General features: G+C 61.7%; 15 protein-coding genes. All 15 read left to right on the plus strand.

Translation table 11 applies throughout. The annotated features are described in order from the left end of the window. Positions 1-29 precede the first annotated feature (29 nt). The 15 genes from AAHE99_RS05165 (at position 30) to AAHE99_RS05235 (ending at position 16,563) form a co-directional block, all read left to right on the plus strand. Positions 30-326 (plus strand): FmdB family zinc ribbon protein, encoded by a 297-nt coding sequence (locus AAHE99_RS05165; RefSeq protein WP_342115123.1) that lies wholly within the window; start codon positions 30-32, stop codon positions 324-326. Between the two features lie 21 nt (positions 327-347). Further along, entirely contained in the window at positions 348-935 is a 588-nt protein-coding gene (locus AAHE99_RS05170) for a DUF502 domain-containing protein (protein WP_342115125.1), read from the plus strand. Between the two features lie 26 nt (positions 936-961). Then, positions 962-2,767: an aspartate--tRNA ligase gene (gene aspS, locus AAHE99_RS05175; RefSeq protein WP_342115127.1), complete on the plus strand. Its 1,806-nt coding sequence runs from the start codon at positions 962-964 to the stop codon at positions 2,765-2,767. Between the two features lie 101 nt (positions 2,768-2,868). Next, the gene (nudB, locus tag AAHE99_RS05180) at positions 2,869-3,321 is read left to right on the plus strand and encodes a dihydroneopterin triphosphate diphosphatase (RefSeq protein ID WP_342115129.1); all 453 of its coding nucleotides are present in this window, start codon (positions 2,869-2,871) and stop codon (positions 3,319-3,321) included. Between the two features lie 79 nt (positions 3,322-3,400). Then, a complete protein-coding gene (locus AAHE99_RS05185; protein WP_342115131.1) occupies positions 3,401-4,681 on the plus strand; it encodes an HD-GYP domain-containing protein in 1,281 nt (426 codons plus the stop codon). Beyond that, a complete protein-coding gene (locus tag AAHE99_RS05190; protein ID WP_342115134.1) occupies positions 4,678-6,348 on the plus strand; it encodes an ATP-binding protein in 1,671 nt (556 codons plus the stop codon). Before AAHE99_RS05185 ends, AAHE99_RS05190 begins: the two co-directional genes overlap by 4 nt. A 28-nt stretch (positions 6,349-6,376) precedes the next feature. After that, positions 6,377-7,276, plus strand: coding sequence for a DUF3667 domain-containing protein (locus AAHE99_RS05195; RefSeq protein ID WP_342115136.1), 900 nt, complete (start codon positions 6,377-6,379; stop codon positions 7,274-7,276). A gap of 60 nt (positions 7,277-7,336) precedes the next feature. Then, positions 7,337-8,149, plus strand: coding sequence for an endonuclease/exonuclease/phosphatase family protein (locus tag AAHE99_RS05200; protein ID WP_342115138.1), 813 nt, complete (start codon positions 7,337-7,339; stop codon positions 8,147-8,149). 3 nt (positions 8,150-8,152) lie between these two features. Continuing rightward, complete coding sequence (clsB, locus tag AAHE99_RS05205) at positions 8,153-9,316, plus strand: cardiolipin synthase ClsB (RefSeq protein WP_342115140.1); 1,164 nt, start codon at positions 8,153-8,155, stop codon at positions 9,314-9,316. Continuing rightward, entirely contained in the window at positions 9,313-9,693 is a 381-nt protein-coding gene (locus AAHE99_RS05210) for an RNA-binding S4 domain-containing protein (protein WP_342115142.1), read from the plus strand. The genes clsB and AAHE99_RS05210 overlap by 4 nt, the downstream gene beginning before the upstream one ends. A gap of 294 nt (positions 9,694-9,987) precedes the next feature. Next, a complete protein-coding gene (locus tag AAHE99_RS05215; protein ID WP_342115144.1) occupies positions 9,988-10,578 on the plus strand; it encodes a TetR/AcrR family transcriptional regulator in 591 nt (196 codons plus the stop codon). A gap of 57 nt (positions 10,579-10,635) precedes the next feature. After that, complete coding sequence (locus AAHE99_RS05220; RefSeq protein WP_342115146.1) at positions 10,636-12,426, plus strand: acyl-CoA dehydrogenase C-terminal domain-containing protein; 1,791 nt, start codon at positions 10,636-10,638, stop codon at positions 12,424-12,426. A 13-nt stretch (positions 12,427-12,439) separates the two neighbouring features. After that, the gene (locus AAHE99_RS05225) at positions 12,440-14,836 is read left to right on the plus strand and encodes a 3-hydroxyacyl-CoA dehydrogenase/enoyl-CoA hydratase family protein (protein WP_342115148.1); all 2,397 of its coding nucleotides are present in this window, start codon (positions 12,440-12,442) and stop codon (positions 14,834-14,836) included. A gap of 6 nt (positions 14,837-14,842) precedes the next feature. After that, positions 14,843-15,340: a PaaI family thioesterase gene (locus AAHE99_RS05230; protein ID WP_342115149.1), complete on the plus strand. Its 498-nt coding sequence runs from the start codon at positions 14,843-14,845 to the stop codon at positions 15,338-15,340. A gap of 26 nt (positions 15,341-15,366) precedes the next feature. Then, positions 15,367-16,563, plus strand: a complete 1,197-nt coding sequence (locus AAHE99_RS05235; protein WP_342115151.1) for an acetyl-CoA C-acyltransferase — start codon at positions 15,367-15,369, stop codon at positions 16,561-16,563. The last annotated feature ends 50 nt before the right edge of the window (positions 16,564-16,613 follow it).

The following is a 16,613-nucleotide window of genomic DNA, read 5'->3' on the forward strand; positions in this document are numbered from 1 at the left end:
GGTTTTTGATGTTTTTTGCGGAGTAATAGATGCCAATCTACGCTTACCGCTGCGAGGAATGTGGCTTTGCCAAGGACGTGCTGCAAAAGATCTCCGATCCGCAGCTCACGGATTGCCCTTCCTGCGGCAAATCCACCTTTAAAAAGCAGCTGACCGCAGCCGGCTTCCAACTGAAAGGCACCGGCTGGTATGTGACCGATTTCCGTGGCGGCAGCGCCCCGGCGACCGGCGTCGCCAGTTCGCCTAAAACCGAAGCACCGGCCGCACCAGCGGCAGCTGAACCTGCGCCTGCAGCGGCGCCGGCAAAGTCCACCAGCGAGGCGTAATTACCCCGCACGAGGAACACGATGCGTAAATACTTCATTACCGGCTTGCTGATTTTGGTTCCCCTGGCGATTACCGCCTGGGTGCTCAATATCATCATCAGCACCATGGACCAGTCGCTCCTGATCGTTCCGGAGCGCTGGCAGCCGCGTACCCTGATCGGTTTCGATATCCCAGGCCTGGGCACTATCCTGACCGTGCTGATCGTGTTCATCACCGGCCTGCTGACCAATAACCTGGTCGGCAACTTCGTCGTCAAGCAATGGGAAAAGCTGCTGCACCGTATTCCGGTGGTCAGCTCCCTGTACGGCAGCGTGAAGCAGGTATCGGATACGCTGTTCTCCGATTCCGGCAATGCCTTCCGCAAGGCCGTGCTGGTGCCATACCCGCATGCTGGCTCGCGCACCATCGCCTTCCTGACCGGCGCGCCGGCCACCGAAGTGCAGAAGCACCTGGACGGCGAGTACATCTCCGTCTACGTGCCAACCACGCCGAACCCGACTTCCGGCTTCTTCCTGATGATGCCGAAAAATGACGTAATCGAACTCGATATGAGCGTCGATGCCGCACTGAAGTACATCGTTTCGATGGGCGTTGTCGTCCCTGAATAAAACTTAACCTGAAACTGAGAATCAATATGTCCATGCGTACTGAATACTGCGGCCTCGTAACCGAAGCCCTCGTAGGCCAAACCGTCAGCCTGTGCGGCTGGGTGCACCGTCGCCGCGACCACGGCGGCGTGATCTTCATCGACCTGCGCGACCGCGAAGGCCTGGTGCAGGTAGTCTGCAACCCGGACCAGGCGGAAGTGTTCTCCGTCGCCGAATCCGTGCGTAACGAGTACTGCCTGCGCATCACCGGCACCGTGAAAGACCGCCTGGCCGGTACCGTCAACAACAACCTGAAGTCGGGCAAGATCGAAGTTGTTGCCTCCAAAGTGGAAGTGCTGAACGCCTCCGTGCCTGTTCCATTCCAGCTGGACGACGACAACCTGTCCGAAACCACCCGCCTGACCCACCGCGTGCTGGACCTGCGCCGCCCACAGATGCAGAACAACCTGCGCCTGCGCTACAAGGTGTCGATGGAAGTGCGCAAGTACCTGGACTCCCTGGGCTTCATCGATATCGAAACCCCGGTGCTGACCAAGTCCACCCCGGAAGGCGCGCGCGACTACCTGGTGCCATCGCGCGTGAACGCGCACGAATTCTTCGCGCTGCCGCAGTCGCCGCAGCTGTTCAAGCAGCTGCTGATGGTCGCCAACTTCGACCGCTACTACCAGATCACCAAGTGCTTCCGCGACGAAGACCTGCGCGCTGACCGCCAGCCTGAATTCACCCAGATCGACTGCGAAACCTCGTTCCTGAACGAACAAGAGATCCGCGACCTGTTCGAAACCATGATCCGCAACGTGTTCAAGAACACCATGGACGTGGAACTGCCTAACCCATTCCCGGTGATGGACTTCGCGGAAGCCATGGGCAAGTACGGTTCGGACAAGCCTGACATGCGCGTCAAGCTGGAATTCACCGAACTGACCGATGTGATGAAAGACGTTGAGTTCAAGGTCTTCTCCGGCGCCGCCAACATGAAGAACGGCCGTGTGGTCGGTATGCGCGTGCCGAAGGGCGCCGACATGCCGCGTTCGGAAATCGACGCGTACACCCAGTTCGTCGCCATCTACGGCGCCAAGGGCCTGGCTTACATCAAGGTCAACGAGAAGGCCAAGGGCCGTGACGGCCTGCAGTCGCCGATCGTGAAGAACATCAGCGACGACGTGCTGAACACCATCCTGGAGCGCACCGGCGCGCAAGACGGCGACCTGATCTTCTTCGGCGCCGACAAGGCGAAGGTGGTGAACGATGCGATCGGCGCGCTGCGCGTGAAGATCGGCCACTCCGAGTTCGGCAAGAACAACGGCCTGTTCAACGACGTGTGGGCGCCGCTGTGGGTGATCGACTTCCCGATGTTCGAATACGACGAAGAAGAAGACCGCTGGACCGCAACCCACCACCCATTCACCTCGCCAAAAGACGGCCACGAAGACATGCTGGAAACCAATCCGGGCGCGTGTATCGCCAAGGCCTACGACATGGTGCTGAACGGTTGGGAACTGGGCGGCGGCTCGATCCGTATCCACCGCGAAGAAGTACAGTCGAAGGTGTTCCGCGCACTGAAGATCGGTGCTGAAGAAGCCCGCGAGAAGTTTGGCTTCCTGCTGGACGCGCTGCAGTACGGCGCGCCGCCGCACGGCGGCCTGGCATTCGGCCTGGATCGTATCGTGACCCTGATGACCAAGTCCGATTCGATCCGCGACGTGATCGCCTTCCCGAAAACCCAGCGCGCACAGTGCTTGCTGACCCAGGCTCCGTCGCCGGTCGACGAGAAGCAGCTGCGTGAACTGCACATCCGCCTGCGCGCGGCTGAGCCGAAAGTGGCTGGCTAAAACCCGGTAAGGCAGTGTCAGACCCAAGGGTCTGACACTCCACTGGCAGCGCCGCAGACAGGGTCAGACCCTTGGGTCTGACCCAGGTTTACCGGGTCTAAATGAAGCCCTACAAAATCCCCGAATCCGTCCTGGTGGTGATCCACACCGCCGACCTGGAAGTATTGCTGATCGAGCGCGCCGGCAATCCCGGCTACTGGCAATCCGTCACCGGCTCCAAAGACGCCCTCGACGAACCCCTGCTCACCACCGCCACCCGCGAACTGTTTGAAGAAACCGGCATCGTCGCCGACGGCAAGGACATCGTGCTGCGCGACTGGGGCCTGCAGAACATCTACGAAATCTACCCGGTCTGGCGCCACCGCTACGAACCCGGCGTTACACACAACCTCGAACACATTTTCAGCGTGCAGGTGCCGCGCAATGTGCCGGTTATGCTGAGCCCGCGCGAACACACCGCCCACGTCTGGCTGCCCTACCTGGAAGCGGCCGACCGCTGCTTCTCGCCCTCCAACGCCGAAGCCATCCTCCAGCTGCCACAGCACGCCAAGTAACTAGCATTTTGCTTTCCAATGAGGGCTTCCGCGTTTGGCTATAATCGGCTGATCGACTGATCACGCTGGAGGCTAGGCCATGACGGAGACTCAGGATATCCTTCTGGAGCAGTTGCAGGTCGGTTTGTACGTACACCTCGACCTGAAGTGGTTCGAGCATCCATTTGCCTTCAGCCACTTTAAGATCAAATCGCAGGAGCAGATCCACCAGCTGCGCAGCCTGGGTTTGCGCAAGATCCGCTTCGATCCGGCGCTGAGCGACGTGCAGCCCGCGCCGGTGCTGGCCGCCGTGACGGACAGCGCGCCCGCAGCGGTGCCAGCCCCTCCGCGTCCCGAATCTCCCGAACTCGCCGCCAAGCGCGCCATGATGGAACGCATGCGCAAGCAGCGCGAGAATGCCGCCCGCATCGAGCACGCTTTTGTCGATACGGCGCGCGCCATGCGCGACATGGAAAAGAACGTCTTTGCCAAGCCGGCCGAGAGCCTGCAGCGCGCCAATGAAATGATCGGCAAGATCGCCGACTCGATCCTCAGCGCGCCGGAGCTGGCCATCCACGTCATGGGCGACCGTATCGGCGGAGAGGAGATCTACCTGCACTCGCTGAATGTCACCATGCTGTCGATGATGATTGCGCGCGACATCAAGCTGCCGCGCGAGGTGGCCAGCGCGATGGGCATCGGCGCCATGTTCCACGACGTTGGCATACGCAATATCCCGGACCGCGTGCTCACCAAGACCGATGCCTGGACCACGTCCGAGCAGAACCTCTATGAAACCCATAGCGCCGTGGGCGCAGAAATGGCGCAGCAGCTCAAGTTCCCTGCCGCAGCGCTGGCCATCGTGCGCGACCACCATGAAATGTATGACGGCAGCGGCTATCCGGCACGCCTGAAAGGGGAGGGCATCGGCGCGCTGGCGCGCATCGTGTGTATCGCCAATTACTACGACCGCCTGTGCAATCCGGTCAACGGCACGCCCGGCCTGACCCCGCATGAAGCGCTGTCGCTGATGTTCGCCAAGAACCGCGGCAAGTTCGATCCCAAGCTGCTGCAGGTCTTCATCCGCTGCCTGGGGGTTTATCCACCCGGGACTATTGTGCAGCTGTCGAATGGCACCACCGGCATGGTCGCTACCATCAATACTGAAAAACCAAACAAGCCGGAACTCGTGGTGTACGAGCCGGGCGTGCCGCGCGAAGACGCTATCATGGTGGACATGGACAAGGAGAACGACCTGAATATCGTGCGCGCCATCAAACCCTCGCAGGTGCCGAAGGAAATGTACGCCTATCTCAGTCCCCGTAAGCGGGTCAGCTACTACTTCGACGCTGCCAATCCGGGGCAGGGGGCCGCCGGGTGATATCCGAACTCCGCCAGCTGATGCTTGACCACAGCCCGCATATGATGCTGCTGGTCGACCCGACCGACCTGCGCATCATCCTCGCCAACCAGGTTGCCGAGCAGGTGCTGGGATATACCGGCCCGCAGCTGATGGAAATGCTGGTGACCGATATCGAAAGCTCGCTGCAGGATGTGTTCTATTGGGAGGACGTACGCAGCGGCCACTTCCAGGATATCGATGCGCAGGAAGGGGAGTACCAGCGCGCCGACGGCACGCAGATGCTGGTGATGAAATCGCTGCGCGTGCTGCGCCACGAGGAGCGCTGGCTGCTGCTGATCATCGCCCGCGATGCACGCCAGGAGCGCAAAGTGGAGGATGTGCTGGAGCAGACCCTGTCCCAGCTGCGCACCACGCTGGAAGCGACCGGCAACGGCATCCTGGTGATCGACTGGCACAACAGCATCGCCAACATGAACCGCCAGTTCAGTGAAATGTGGCACATTCCGGAAGCTTTCCTCAAGAGTGGCAATGACGCCGCCATCTTGGAATTCCTGACTGCCAACGTGGTCGAGCAGGATCTGTGCCGCGACCGCCTGCAACAGGTGAGCGACCCGCAGGAGACGCTGGACCTGCTGCACCTGCAGGATGGGCGCGTATTCGAATGCCGCTCACGCCCGCAGTTCCTGGGCGAGCGCATTATCGGCCGCGTGTATGGCTTCGTCGATACCACGGAGCGCGAACACACCGAAGCCGCCCTGCGTGAATCGCGCGACCTGCTGGAAAACCGCGTCCATGAGCGCACGCTGGCGCTGCAGCTGGCCAACCTGACCCTGGAAAGTGAGAAAACGCGCCAGGCGGACCTGATCCGCAAGCTGGGCGAAGCGCAGAACCAGCTGCTGCAGTCGGAGAAGATGGCCTCGATCGGCGTGCTGGCGGCCGGCGTGGCGCATGAGATCAACAACCCGGTCGGCTTCGTCAATTCGAACCTCAGTAGCCTGCAGCGCTACCTGCATTCGCTGATCCAGCTGCTGGACGCCTACGAAGCGCGCGAGGGACACCTGCCGGACGGCGACCGCGGCGAGCTGCAGGCGCTGCGCAAGGAGATCGACGCCGATTACCTGCGCGAGGACCTGGGCAGCTTGCTGACCGAGTCGATGGATGGCCTGGACCGCATCAAGCGCATCGTGCAGGACATGAAGGACTTCTCGCACGTGGGCGGCGGCGAGGTGCTGGTCGCGAATATCGAAACGGGCCTGGACAGCACCCTGAACGTGGTCTGGAACGAACTCAAATACAAGGCCGAGGTGGTGAAGGAATACGGCAGCGTGCCGGAGATCGAATGCATCCCTTCGCAGCTGAACCAGGTGTTCATGAATCTGCTGGTCAACGCGGCCCATGCGATCGACTCGCGCGGCCGCATCACGCTACGCACCACGTACGACGATGCCACCATTACCGTGACCGTCAGCGACACCGGCAGCGGCATCCCGGCGGAAAACCTGGGGCGCATTTTCGAACCCTTCTTCACCACCAAGCCGGTTGGCAAGGGGACTGGCCTGGGCTTGTCCATGTCCTACAGCATCGTGCAAAAGCACGGCGGCCGCATCGAGGTCGAAAGCGAAATCGGCCAGGGCACCACTTTCCGCGTCATCCTGCCGCGCCAGATGGTGTTGCAAATTGACTAACTTCGGCGCGGCCGCTAAGATGCCGCGCATGAAAAGACTGCTCCATTTAGGCCCACGCGCCAGCGCGCTGCGCCCGCAGCACAGCGGCGAATGCCACAACTGCCATGCCACCGTTTCGGAAAAATTCTGCGGCCAATGCGGCCAGGCGGCGCATGTGCACGTCGCCAGCGCGCATGAATTCATCCACCACTTCATCGGGCATTACGTCGCGCTGGAGGGCAAGCTGTGGGCGACCTTGCGCCTGTTGCTGTTGCGCCCCGGCCAGCTGACGCTGGAATTTATCGGCGGCCGCCGTGGCCGCTACATCGATCCGTTGCGGCTGCTGCTGACGATTTCGCTGACCGCTTTCCTGTGCCTGAAGCTGCTGCCCACAACGCCGTCGAGCGCGCCGAAGGAGCAGGCCCCGGCGGCCGAAAAGGCCCAGTCAGCGCGCCCGGCGGGACGCATGGACCCGTTGCAACTGGTGCTGGTCAGTGCATTGAGGCACAGCAGCACCACCTTCGCGGCCAACTTCGAGCAGTACCAAAAGCTGTCCAGCAAGCAGCAGAGCGACGATTTCTGGAACTTGTGGCTGACCAAGGGGCCGACCGTCGCGCTGTTGCTGATCCCCATCCTTGCAGGTTGGCTGAAGCTGGTGCAGCTGGGGAGGGGCTGGCGCTATGGCGAACACCTGGTGTTCGCCGTCCACTACCTGTCATTCTCGCTGTTCGCCCTTGCACTCGGCATTGCGTGCGCCCCGCTGTCGGACTATATCTGGTACGGCGCGCTGGTCACCATACCGCTCTACCTGCTGCTGGCCATGCACCGGGTCTACCGCGGCGGCTGGGTGCCGCTGCTGCTGCGCTGGGCAGTGGCGGGCTACCTGACGGTGTACGCATTCAAAGTCCTGATGTGGATCGTCTTCTACGCCGGACTGGCATTGAAATAAGGCAACGCGGGACACTTTTGACAGCCAGCAAGCTGGCCTGTTGGGGTTAGAATAAATCCCATGATGATCCGCGTTGCCACCTACAACATCCACAAGGGCGTGTCATACCGCAGCCACCCGCGGGTGCATGCCTTGCGCCATGCGATTGAGGCGTTTCACGCCGACCTCGTGTTCCTGCAGGAAGTGCAGGGCCAGCACGACCGGATCGAGGCCATGTATGGCGAAGAGCATCACGGCCATCGGCACTGGCCGAAAAAGGCCCAGCATGAATTTTTCGCTGGTGAATCACACCAGTCGGTGTACGGACTGAACGCGCAGTACGACCACGGCCACCACGGCAACGCGCTGCTTAGCAAATACCCGATCGCGCGCTGGACCAATACCGATATTTCCGACCACGCCTACGAATCGCGCGGCATCCTGCATTCGGTGGTGGAAACGGATGGCCAGCTGGTGCATTGCTATGTGATCCACCTCGGCCTGTTCGAGCGCAGCCGCGTGCGCCAGGCGGACCTGCTGATCGAGGCCGTGCGCAGCTCGGCGCCGGACGGCGAGCCGGTGATCATCGCCGGCGACTTCAACGACTGGCGCAATACCCTGACCGACAAGCTGCAAAGCGCGCTCGGCGTGCGCGAAGTATTCGACGAGATCGACCATGGCCATCCGGTCGGCGACCTGGTGCGCACGCTGGCGCGGCGCAAGGCGGCCCAGCGCCCGGCCCGCACCTTCCCTGCGGCCTTGCCATTTTTCAGGTTGGACCGCATCTATGTGCGGGGCTTCAAGGTAGAATCCGCGGAAGTCCTGCATGGCCCGATGTGGGCCAGGCTGTCGGATCACGCGCCCATCGTGGCGAACCTGAAACTGGTTTCCTGACACATGCGTCACGTCGATTTTCTGGCCGATAACGAAGTCAAACTCCTGCACTGCGGCACCGACTATTTCCCCGCCCTGATCGAGGCGATCGAGGCCGCGCAATTCGAAGTCTATTTCGAGACCTATATTTTTGCCGAGGACGAGACCGGCCAGCGCGTGCTGGCCGCCCTGAAAGCCGCTGCCCGGCGCGGCGTGACGGTGCGCATGATTACCGACTGGTTCGGCACCGGCCACAAGGCCGCCTACCGCATGCATGCCGAAGCGACCGCAGCCGGCGTCGAGCACCGCATCTTCAACCCCTGGTTCCGGCGCGGCGTCACGCGCACGCACCGCAAGATTTGCGTGGTGGATGGGCAGGTGGCGCTGGTGGGCGGCATCAACATCAACGACGATATGTTCACCGACCACCGGCCGCGCCTGCAGCTGGCTGCGCCGCGCTGGGATTTCGCCGTTGCGGTGCGCGGGCCCCTGGTCGAGTCCATCCACTCTGAAGCGGAGACGCAGTGGAAACGCCTGGGGCATATGAACATCGTCAAACGCCTGACGCTGTTCAACGAAGTGCGCAAGCTGAACAAGATCGCGCGCCAGAGCGCCATGCAGGCCGGCTTTGTGGTGCGCGACAACCTGCGCAACCGGCGCACTATCCAGCGCGCCTATCTGCAGGCGCTGGGCCGGGCCAAGAAGAGCGTGCTGCTGGCCAACCCGTATTTCGCCCCCGGCCGCAAGTTCCGCCGCGCGCTGGCATCGGCGGCCCAGCGCGGCGTGGAAGTGGTGCTGCTGATCGGCGTGGGCGAACTGTGGATGCAGGATGCGGTGGCGCATTCCTTCTACCCCAAGCTGCTGGAGGCGGGCGTGAAGGTGGTCGAGTACCGCAAGACCCAGTTGCACGCCAAGGTGGCGGTAATCGACGACGAATGGGCGACGGTTGGCTCCTCAAATGTGGATGGGCTGAGCCTGTTCCTCAACCAGGAAGCCAATGTGGTGATCAAGGATGCCGCGTTCGCGCGCTCCTTGCGCAAGCATATCGAGGATGCCATTGCCGAAGGCGTGGTGATCCACCCGCAGGATTTCGAACATGTCGGACGCGTCCGGCGGTTCGGCTATGAAGTCGCATACATCGTGTACCGCACGCTGATGCGCATATTCGCAGTAGGAAAGTACGCATGAGTGATGTAAGGATCGACAAATGGCTGTGGGCGGCGCGCTTCTTCAAGACCCGCCAGTTGGCCATCGACGCCATCGACAAGGGCAAGGTCAAGCTCCTGAACGGCGAACGCATCAAGCCCTCCCGCAACGCCAAGCTGGGGGAGCGCTTGCATATTGACAACGGCGCGGACGAATGGGACGTGCTGATTGTCGGCATTTCCGGCAAACGCGAAGGCGCCCCCATCGCCCGCCTGCTGTACGAAGAGAGCGAAGAATCGCTCGCCCGGCGCGCCGCCCTGATCGAGCGCAAAAAACTGTTCCCCGAACCCTTCGCCGACGCCAAAGGCCGCCCCACCAAGCGCGACCGCCGCCAGTGGCAGCGTGCCACAGGGGAATAATTGTCTGTTTTGGGGTCAGGAACGAATACGGACATTTCTTGCCGAAGGCAAAAAAATGTCCGTATTCGTTCCTGACCCCAAAGTGGACATTTGTTGCGGCGCAACAATAGAGAGCCACTTCTAGTGTTGACGTTTGACTTTCGCCACATGGTGGATAATAGTACGAACGTTCGCAAATCTTTTCACCTGCGGCCGATCTGTTAGAGGGAGAATAAGGTTTCTTTCCTTCTTTTTTCCTCTTTCAGGATGGGTTCAAAAGTGAGTGGCATCATTGTAAATACACCAACTAAATTCATGCGCAAAGGCGAAATGACCCGTGCGGCCATCCTTGATGTGGCCCTCGACCTGGCAAGCCGTGACGGCCTCGAAGGCCTCACCATCGGTTTGCTCGCCGATAAGATGAACATGAGTAAGTCCGGCGTATTCGCGCACTTTGGTTCGCGTGAAGATTTGCAGATTGAAGTCCTGAAGCTGTATCACCATCGTTTCGAGCAGGAAGTGTTCTACCCGGCGATGAAGGAGGCCCGTGGCCTGCCTCGCCTGCGCGCCATGTTTGCCAACTGGGTCAAGCGTGTCAGCGTGGAAATCGCCTCGGGTTGCATCTATATCAGCGGCGCCGTGGAGTATGACGACCGTCCGGGCCCGATCCGCGAAGAATTGCTGGCTATGGTCGGCGCCTGGCAGCAAGCCTTGCTGCGTTGCGTGCGCCAGGCCATCGATAACAGCGACCTGCGCGGCGATACCGATGCCAACCAGCTGGTGTACGAGATGTACGGCCTGATCCTGGCCCTGCACCATGAGGCGCGTTTCATGCGCGCCCCGGGCAGCGTGGACCGGGCCAGTGTGGGCTTCAACCGACTGATCGAAAACTATCAACCATCCTGAAGCTGCTTAACCCCCGCAGCCGAGCAAATACAACCTTTTAGCCATCTGGAGAAAAAAATGGGTCAATACGTCGCGCCAATCCGTGATATGCAATTCGTGCTGCACGAACTGCTGAAGGTGGAAGAGAAGCTGAAAGAGCTGCCTCCGCACGCCGAAACCGACGCGGACATCATCAACCAGGTGCTGGAAGAAGGCGCCAAGTTCACCTCCGAAGTGCTGTTCCCGCTGAACCACTCGGGCGACCGCGAAGGCTGCCACCACGACGCCGCTGCCAAGACCGTGACCACCCCGAAGGGCTTCAAGGAAGCGTACAAGCAGTACGTTGAAGGCGGCTGGGCTGCGCTGGCCTGCGATCCTGAATACGGCGGCCAGGGCCTGCCTATCGTGCTGAACAACTCGTTCTACGAGATGCTGAACTCGGCCAACCAGGCTTGGACCATGTACCCAGGCCTGTCGCACGGCGCCTACGAGTGCCTGCTGGCGCACGGCACACCGGAACAGAAAGCCACCTACCTGCCTAAGCTGGTTTCCGGCGAGTGGACCGGCACCATGTGCCTGACCGAACCGCACTGCGGCACCGACCTGGGCATGCTGCGCTCGAAAGCCATCCCTAATGCCGACGGCTCCTGGTCGATCACCGGCGCCAAGATCTTCATCTCGGCCGGCGAACACGATATGTCCGAAAACATCCTGCACCTGGTGCTGGCACGCGTGCCGGACGCGCCGGAAGGCTCGAAGGGCATCTCCCTGTTCCTGGTTCCTAAATACCTGCCAACCGCCGACGGCGGCATCGGCGAGCGCAACCCGATCTTCTGCGGCGCGATCGAAGAGAAGATGGGCATCCACGGCAACTCGACCTGCCAGATGAACCTGGACGGCGCCAAGGGCTGGATCATCGGCCAGCCGAACAAGGGCCTGAACGCGATGTTCGTGTTCATGAACGCCGCCCGCCTGGGCGTGGGCGTGCAGTCCCTGGGCCTGACCGAAGTGGCTTACCAGAACGCGCTGGTATACGCTAAAGACCGTCTGCAAATGCGCTCGCTGTCCGGCGTGAAGAACCCTGACGGTCCAGCCGACCCGATCATCGTGCACCCGGACGTGCGCCGCATGCTGCTGACCGGTAAAGCTTACGCTGAAGGTGCGCGTGCTTTCGCTTCCTACGTGGCGCTGCAGATCGACCGCGAACTGCACCACCCTGACGAAGAAGTGCGCAAGGAAGCCGGCGACGAAGTGGCGCTGCTGACCCCAATCATCAAGGCCTTCATCACCGACAACGCATGGACCGCAACTTCCGACGCGATGCAGGTGTACGGCGGCCACGGCTACATCTCCGAGTGGGGCATGGAGCAGTATGTGCGCGACGCGCGTATCAACCTGATTTACGAAGGCACCAACACCGTGCAGTCGCTGGACCTTCTGGGCCGTAAGATCCTGATGGACAACGGCTCCAAGCTGCGCAAGTTCGGCGAGAAGATCCGCGCCTTCGTGGAAGAAAACGGCACCGACGAAGCCATGTCCGAGTTCATCACCCCGCTGGGCGACCTGGGCGAAAAAGTCGGCAAGCTGACCATGGAAATCGGCATGAAGGCCTTCCAGAACCAGGACGAAGTGGGCGCCGCTGCCGTGCCTTACCTGCGCGTCGTGGGCCACCTGGTGTACTCGTACTTCTTCGCGCAGATGGCGAAGATCGCTCTGGAAAAAGAATCGACCGGCGACAAGTTCTACACCTCCAAGCTGGCGACCGCGCGCTTCTACTTCGGCCGCCTGCAACCAGAAACCGCAACCCTGATCCGTCAGGCGCGTTCCGGCGCTGCCAACCTGATGGCCCTGGATGCTGACCTGTTCTAATTAAAGGAAAAACATGAGCAACTTCAACGTGAAAAAAGTAGCGGTGCTGGGCGCCGGCGTGATGGGCGCGCAGATCGCGGCCCACTGCGTCAACGCCAAGGTGCCTGTGGTCCTGTTTGACCTGCCTGCCAAGGAAGGCAACAAGAACGGTATCGGCATCAAGGCCATCGAAGGCCTGAAGAAGCTGTCGCCAGCGCCATTCGGCGACAAGGCCGACGCTGAACTGGTACAGATCGCTAACTACGAAGACAACCTGGACCTGCTGGCCGGTTGCGACCTGATCATCGAAGCCATCGCCGAGCGCATGGACTGGAAGCATGACCTGTACAAGAAGGTCGCTCCGCACATCTCCCAAAACGCGATCTTCGCTTCGAACACCTCCGGCCTGTCGATCAACAAGCTGGCTGAAGGCTTCGACGCCGACCTGAAGGCGCGCTTCTGCGGCGTGCACTTCTTCAACCCACCGCGCTACATGCACCTGGTGGAGCTGATCCCGACCACCGACACCAAGCCGGAAATCCTGGACCAGCTGGAGACCTTCATGACCTCGACCCTGGGCAAGGGCGTGGTACGTGCCAAGGATACCCCGAACTTCATCGCTAACCGCGTTGGCGTGTTCGGCATCCTGGCCATCATCCACGAAGCCGAGAAGTTCGGCTTGTCCGTCGACGTGGTGGACGACCTGACCGGCGCCAAGCTGGGCCGCGCCAAGTCCGGTACCTTCCGTACCGCCGACGTGGTTGGCCTGGACACCATGGGCCACGTGATCAAGACCATGGAAGACAACCTGCCGAACGATCCGTTCGCAGCGCTGTACAAGACTCCAGCCGTGCTGTCCGGCCTGGTCGCCAAGGGCGCCCTGGGCCAGAAGTCCGGCGCTGGCTTCTACAAGAAAGTCGGCAAGGACATTATGCGCCTGGACGCCGCGACCGGTGAATATGTTGCCGGCGGCAAGAAGGCAGACGACATCATCGCCCGCATCCTGAAAGAAAAGGATCCGGTCAAGAAGATGAAGGCGCTGCGCGAATCGACCAACCCGCAAGGCCAGTTCCTGTGGGCGATCTTCCGCGACGCTTTCCACTACATCGCGATCCACCTGGAATCGATCGCCGATAACGCGCGCGACATCGACTTCGCCATGCGCTGGGGCTTCGGCTGGAACGTCGGTCCGTTCGAAACCTGGCAAGCAGCCGGCTGGGGCCAGGTTGCACAGTGGGTCAAGGAAGACATCGAAGCCGGCAAGGCGCTGTGCAATGCACCGCTGCCAGCATGGGTCTTTGAAGGCAAGGTGGGCGAGCAGGGCGTGCATACCGCTGAAGGCTCGTTCTCGCCAGCGACCAAGTCCTACACCCCGCGCTCGGAACTGGCTGTGTACAAGCGCCAGGAATTCCGCGCTCCGGTAGTGGGCGGCGGCGGCGCCGATCCTAAGACTGCCGGCACCACCGTGCACGAAGACGAAACCGTACGCCTGTGGCACACCGGCGACGACGTCCTGATCCTGTCGCTGAAGACCAAGATGCACGTGATCGGCAAGGGCGTGATCGCTGGCATCCAGCGCGGCCTGGAAGAAGCTGAGAAGAACTTCAAGGGCCTGGTGATCTGGAACACCGACGCAGCAGAAGGCGGCGCCTTCTCGGCCGGCGCCGACCTGCAGGAAGCCCTGCCAGCCTTCATGGCCGGCGGCGCGAAAGCAGTCGATCCGATCATCAAGGAACTGCAAGACACCTTCATGAAGATGAAGTATTCCAACGTGCCAGTGGTGGCGGCTGTTGCCGGCATGGCCCTGGGCGGCGGCTGCGAAATGATGCTGCACGCATCCAAGCGCGTGGCGGCCCTGGAATCCTACATCGGCCTGGTGGAAGTGGGCGTTGGCCTGATCCCTGGCGGTGGCGGCCTGAAAGAAGCGGCTGTCCGCGCTGCCCGCGAAGCCAAAGGCAACGACATCCTGCAATTCCTGAAGACCGGCTTCACCAACGCTGCTACCGCAGCGGTGTCGAAGTCCGCGCTGGAAGCGAAGGCCATGGGCTACCTGAAGGAAGACGACATCATCGTGTTCAACGCCTACGAGCTGCTGCACGTGGCCAAGACCACTGCACGTGCGATGGCTGATGCTGGCTACCGCGCTCCGATCCAGCGCCCAGTGCCAGTGACCGGCCGTTATGGCTGGGGCACCATCCGCGGCCAGCTGGTCAACATGCGCGACGGCGGCTTCATCTCCGCCCACGACTACAAGCTGGGCGACATGATCGCCGAGATTGTGTCCGGCGGCGACATCGACCAGGGCAGCGTGGTGAGCGAGCAGTGGCTGCTGGATATGGAACGCAAGGCCTTCCTGGAATTGCTGAACCATCCTAAGTCGCAAGAGCGCATCATGGGCATGCTGCAGACCGGCAAACCGGTACGCAACTAAGAGCAAATGTCCATCCTGTCGCTGGCCTTCAAAATCCTGTTGCGAGTGAAACCAAGCATGGTCTATGAGCAAATCAAGAAGCACATGACGGAGTCGCTGCCGTTTGTGCGCCTGCTCGGCATCCGCATCGATAGCATCGGCCCGGGAACGGCCGAAGTGTCGATGCCGGACGACGGCAAGCTGCACAACCACCTCGGCACGCCGCATGCAGGTGCGATCTTCACGCTGGCCGAAACGGCGTCCGGCGCGGCCATGGCGGGCGGCTTCGCCGACCTGATCATGGACATGCGCCCGGTCGCCAAGGAGTCGCGCATCCAGTACCAGAAAGTTGCCAAGGGCGCGACGCGCGCCTCCGGCAAGGTACCGGGCGACCTGGCCGCGCTGAAAGCGCAGCTGAAGGATGAAGGAAAAATCGCGTTCCCGGTCAATGTCGACATCTTCGACGAACACGGCACGCTGGCAGCACAAGTACAGGTGGACTGGTACCTCTCCGCCAAACGCTAACGAACACAGATACTGGAAAGCTTAAAATGAGCAAACAACTGCAAGACGCATACATCGTCGCCGCAACCCGCACCCCGATCGGTAAAGCACCGCGCGGTATGTTCAGCAAGACCCGCCCGGACGACCTGCTGGTCGCCGCCATCCGTGGCGCCATGGCTGCCGTGCCTAACCTGGACCCGGCCCTGATCGTCGACGCGATCGTCGGCTGCTCCTTCCCGGAAGCGGAGCAGGGCTTCAACATCGCCCGTAACTCCGTGGTGCTGGCAGGACTGCCGAACACCGTGGGCGGCGTGACCGTCAACCGTTACTGCGCATCGGGCGTCACCGCCCTGGCGATGGCTGCCGACCGCATCCGCGTGGGCGAAGCCGACGTGATGATCGCCGGCGGCGTGGAATCGATGTCGATGGTGCCGATGATGGGCCACCACCCATCGATCAACATGGACACCTTCAAGGACGAGAACGTGGGCCTGGCCTACGGCATGGGCCTGACCGCCGAGAAAGTGGCGCAGCAGTGGAAGGTCTCCCGCGAAGACCAGGACGCCTTCGGCCTGGAATCGCACCGCAAGGCGATCGCCGCGCAGCAAGCCGGCTACTTCAAGGACGAGATCACCCCGGTCGAAATCATCACCCGCACCCCTGACCTGCGCACCGGCGAGATCAAGGTTGGCAAGCGCACCGTGGACCTGGATGAAGGCGCCCGCGCCGACGCCTCCCTGGAAGGCATGGCCAAGCTGAAGCCAGTGTTCGCCGCCAAGGGCACCGTGACCGCCGCGACCTCCTCGCAGATGTCCGACGGCGCCGGCGCGCTGATCGTGGTATCCGAGAAGATCCTGAAGGAACACAACCTGACCCCGCTGGCCAAGTTCTCCTCGTTCGCTGTTCGCGGCGTGCCGCCAGAGATCATGGGCATTGGTCCTAAGGTCGCCATCCCAGCCGCTTGCGCCGCTGCCGGCATCACCCAGGACCAGCTGGACTGGATCGAACTGAACGAAGCGTTCGCAGCCCAGGCCCTGGCCGTGATCCGCGACCTGAACCTGGACACCAGCAAAGTGAACCCGATGGGCGGCGCAATCGCCCTGGGCCACCCACTGGGCGCAACCGGCGCGATCCGCGCTGCGACCGTCGTGCATGCACTGCGCCGCAACTCGCTCAAGTACGGCATGGTCACGATGTGCGTGGGCGCCGGCATGGGTGCGGCAGGCATCATCGAGCGCGTATAATTCGCGGCGACTGAGTAAGCAAGGCGGGTCACGAGCCCGCCTTTTTCACA

It is taken from the genome of Pseudoduganella sp. OTU4001 (assembly GCF_038440195.1).
GTDB lineage: Bacteria > Pseudomonadota > Gammaproteobacteria > Burkholderiales > Burkholderiaceae_D > Rugamonas.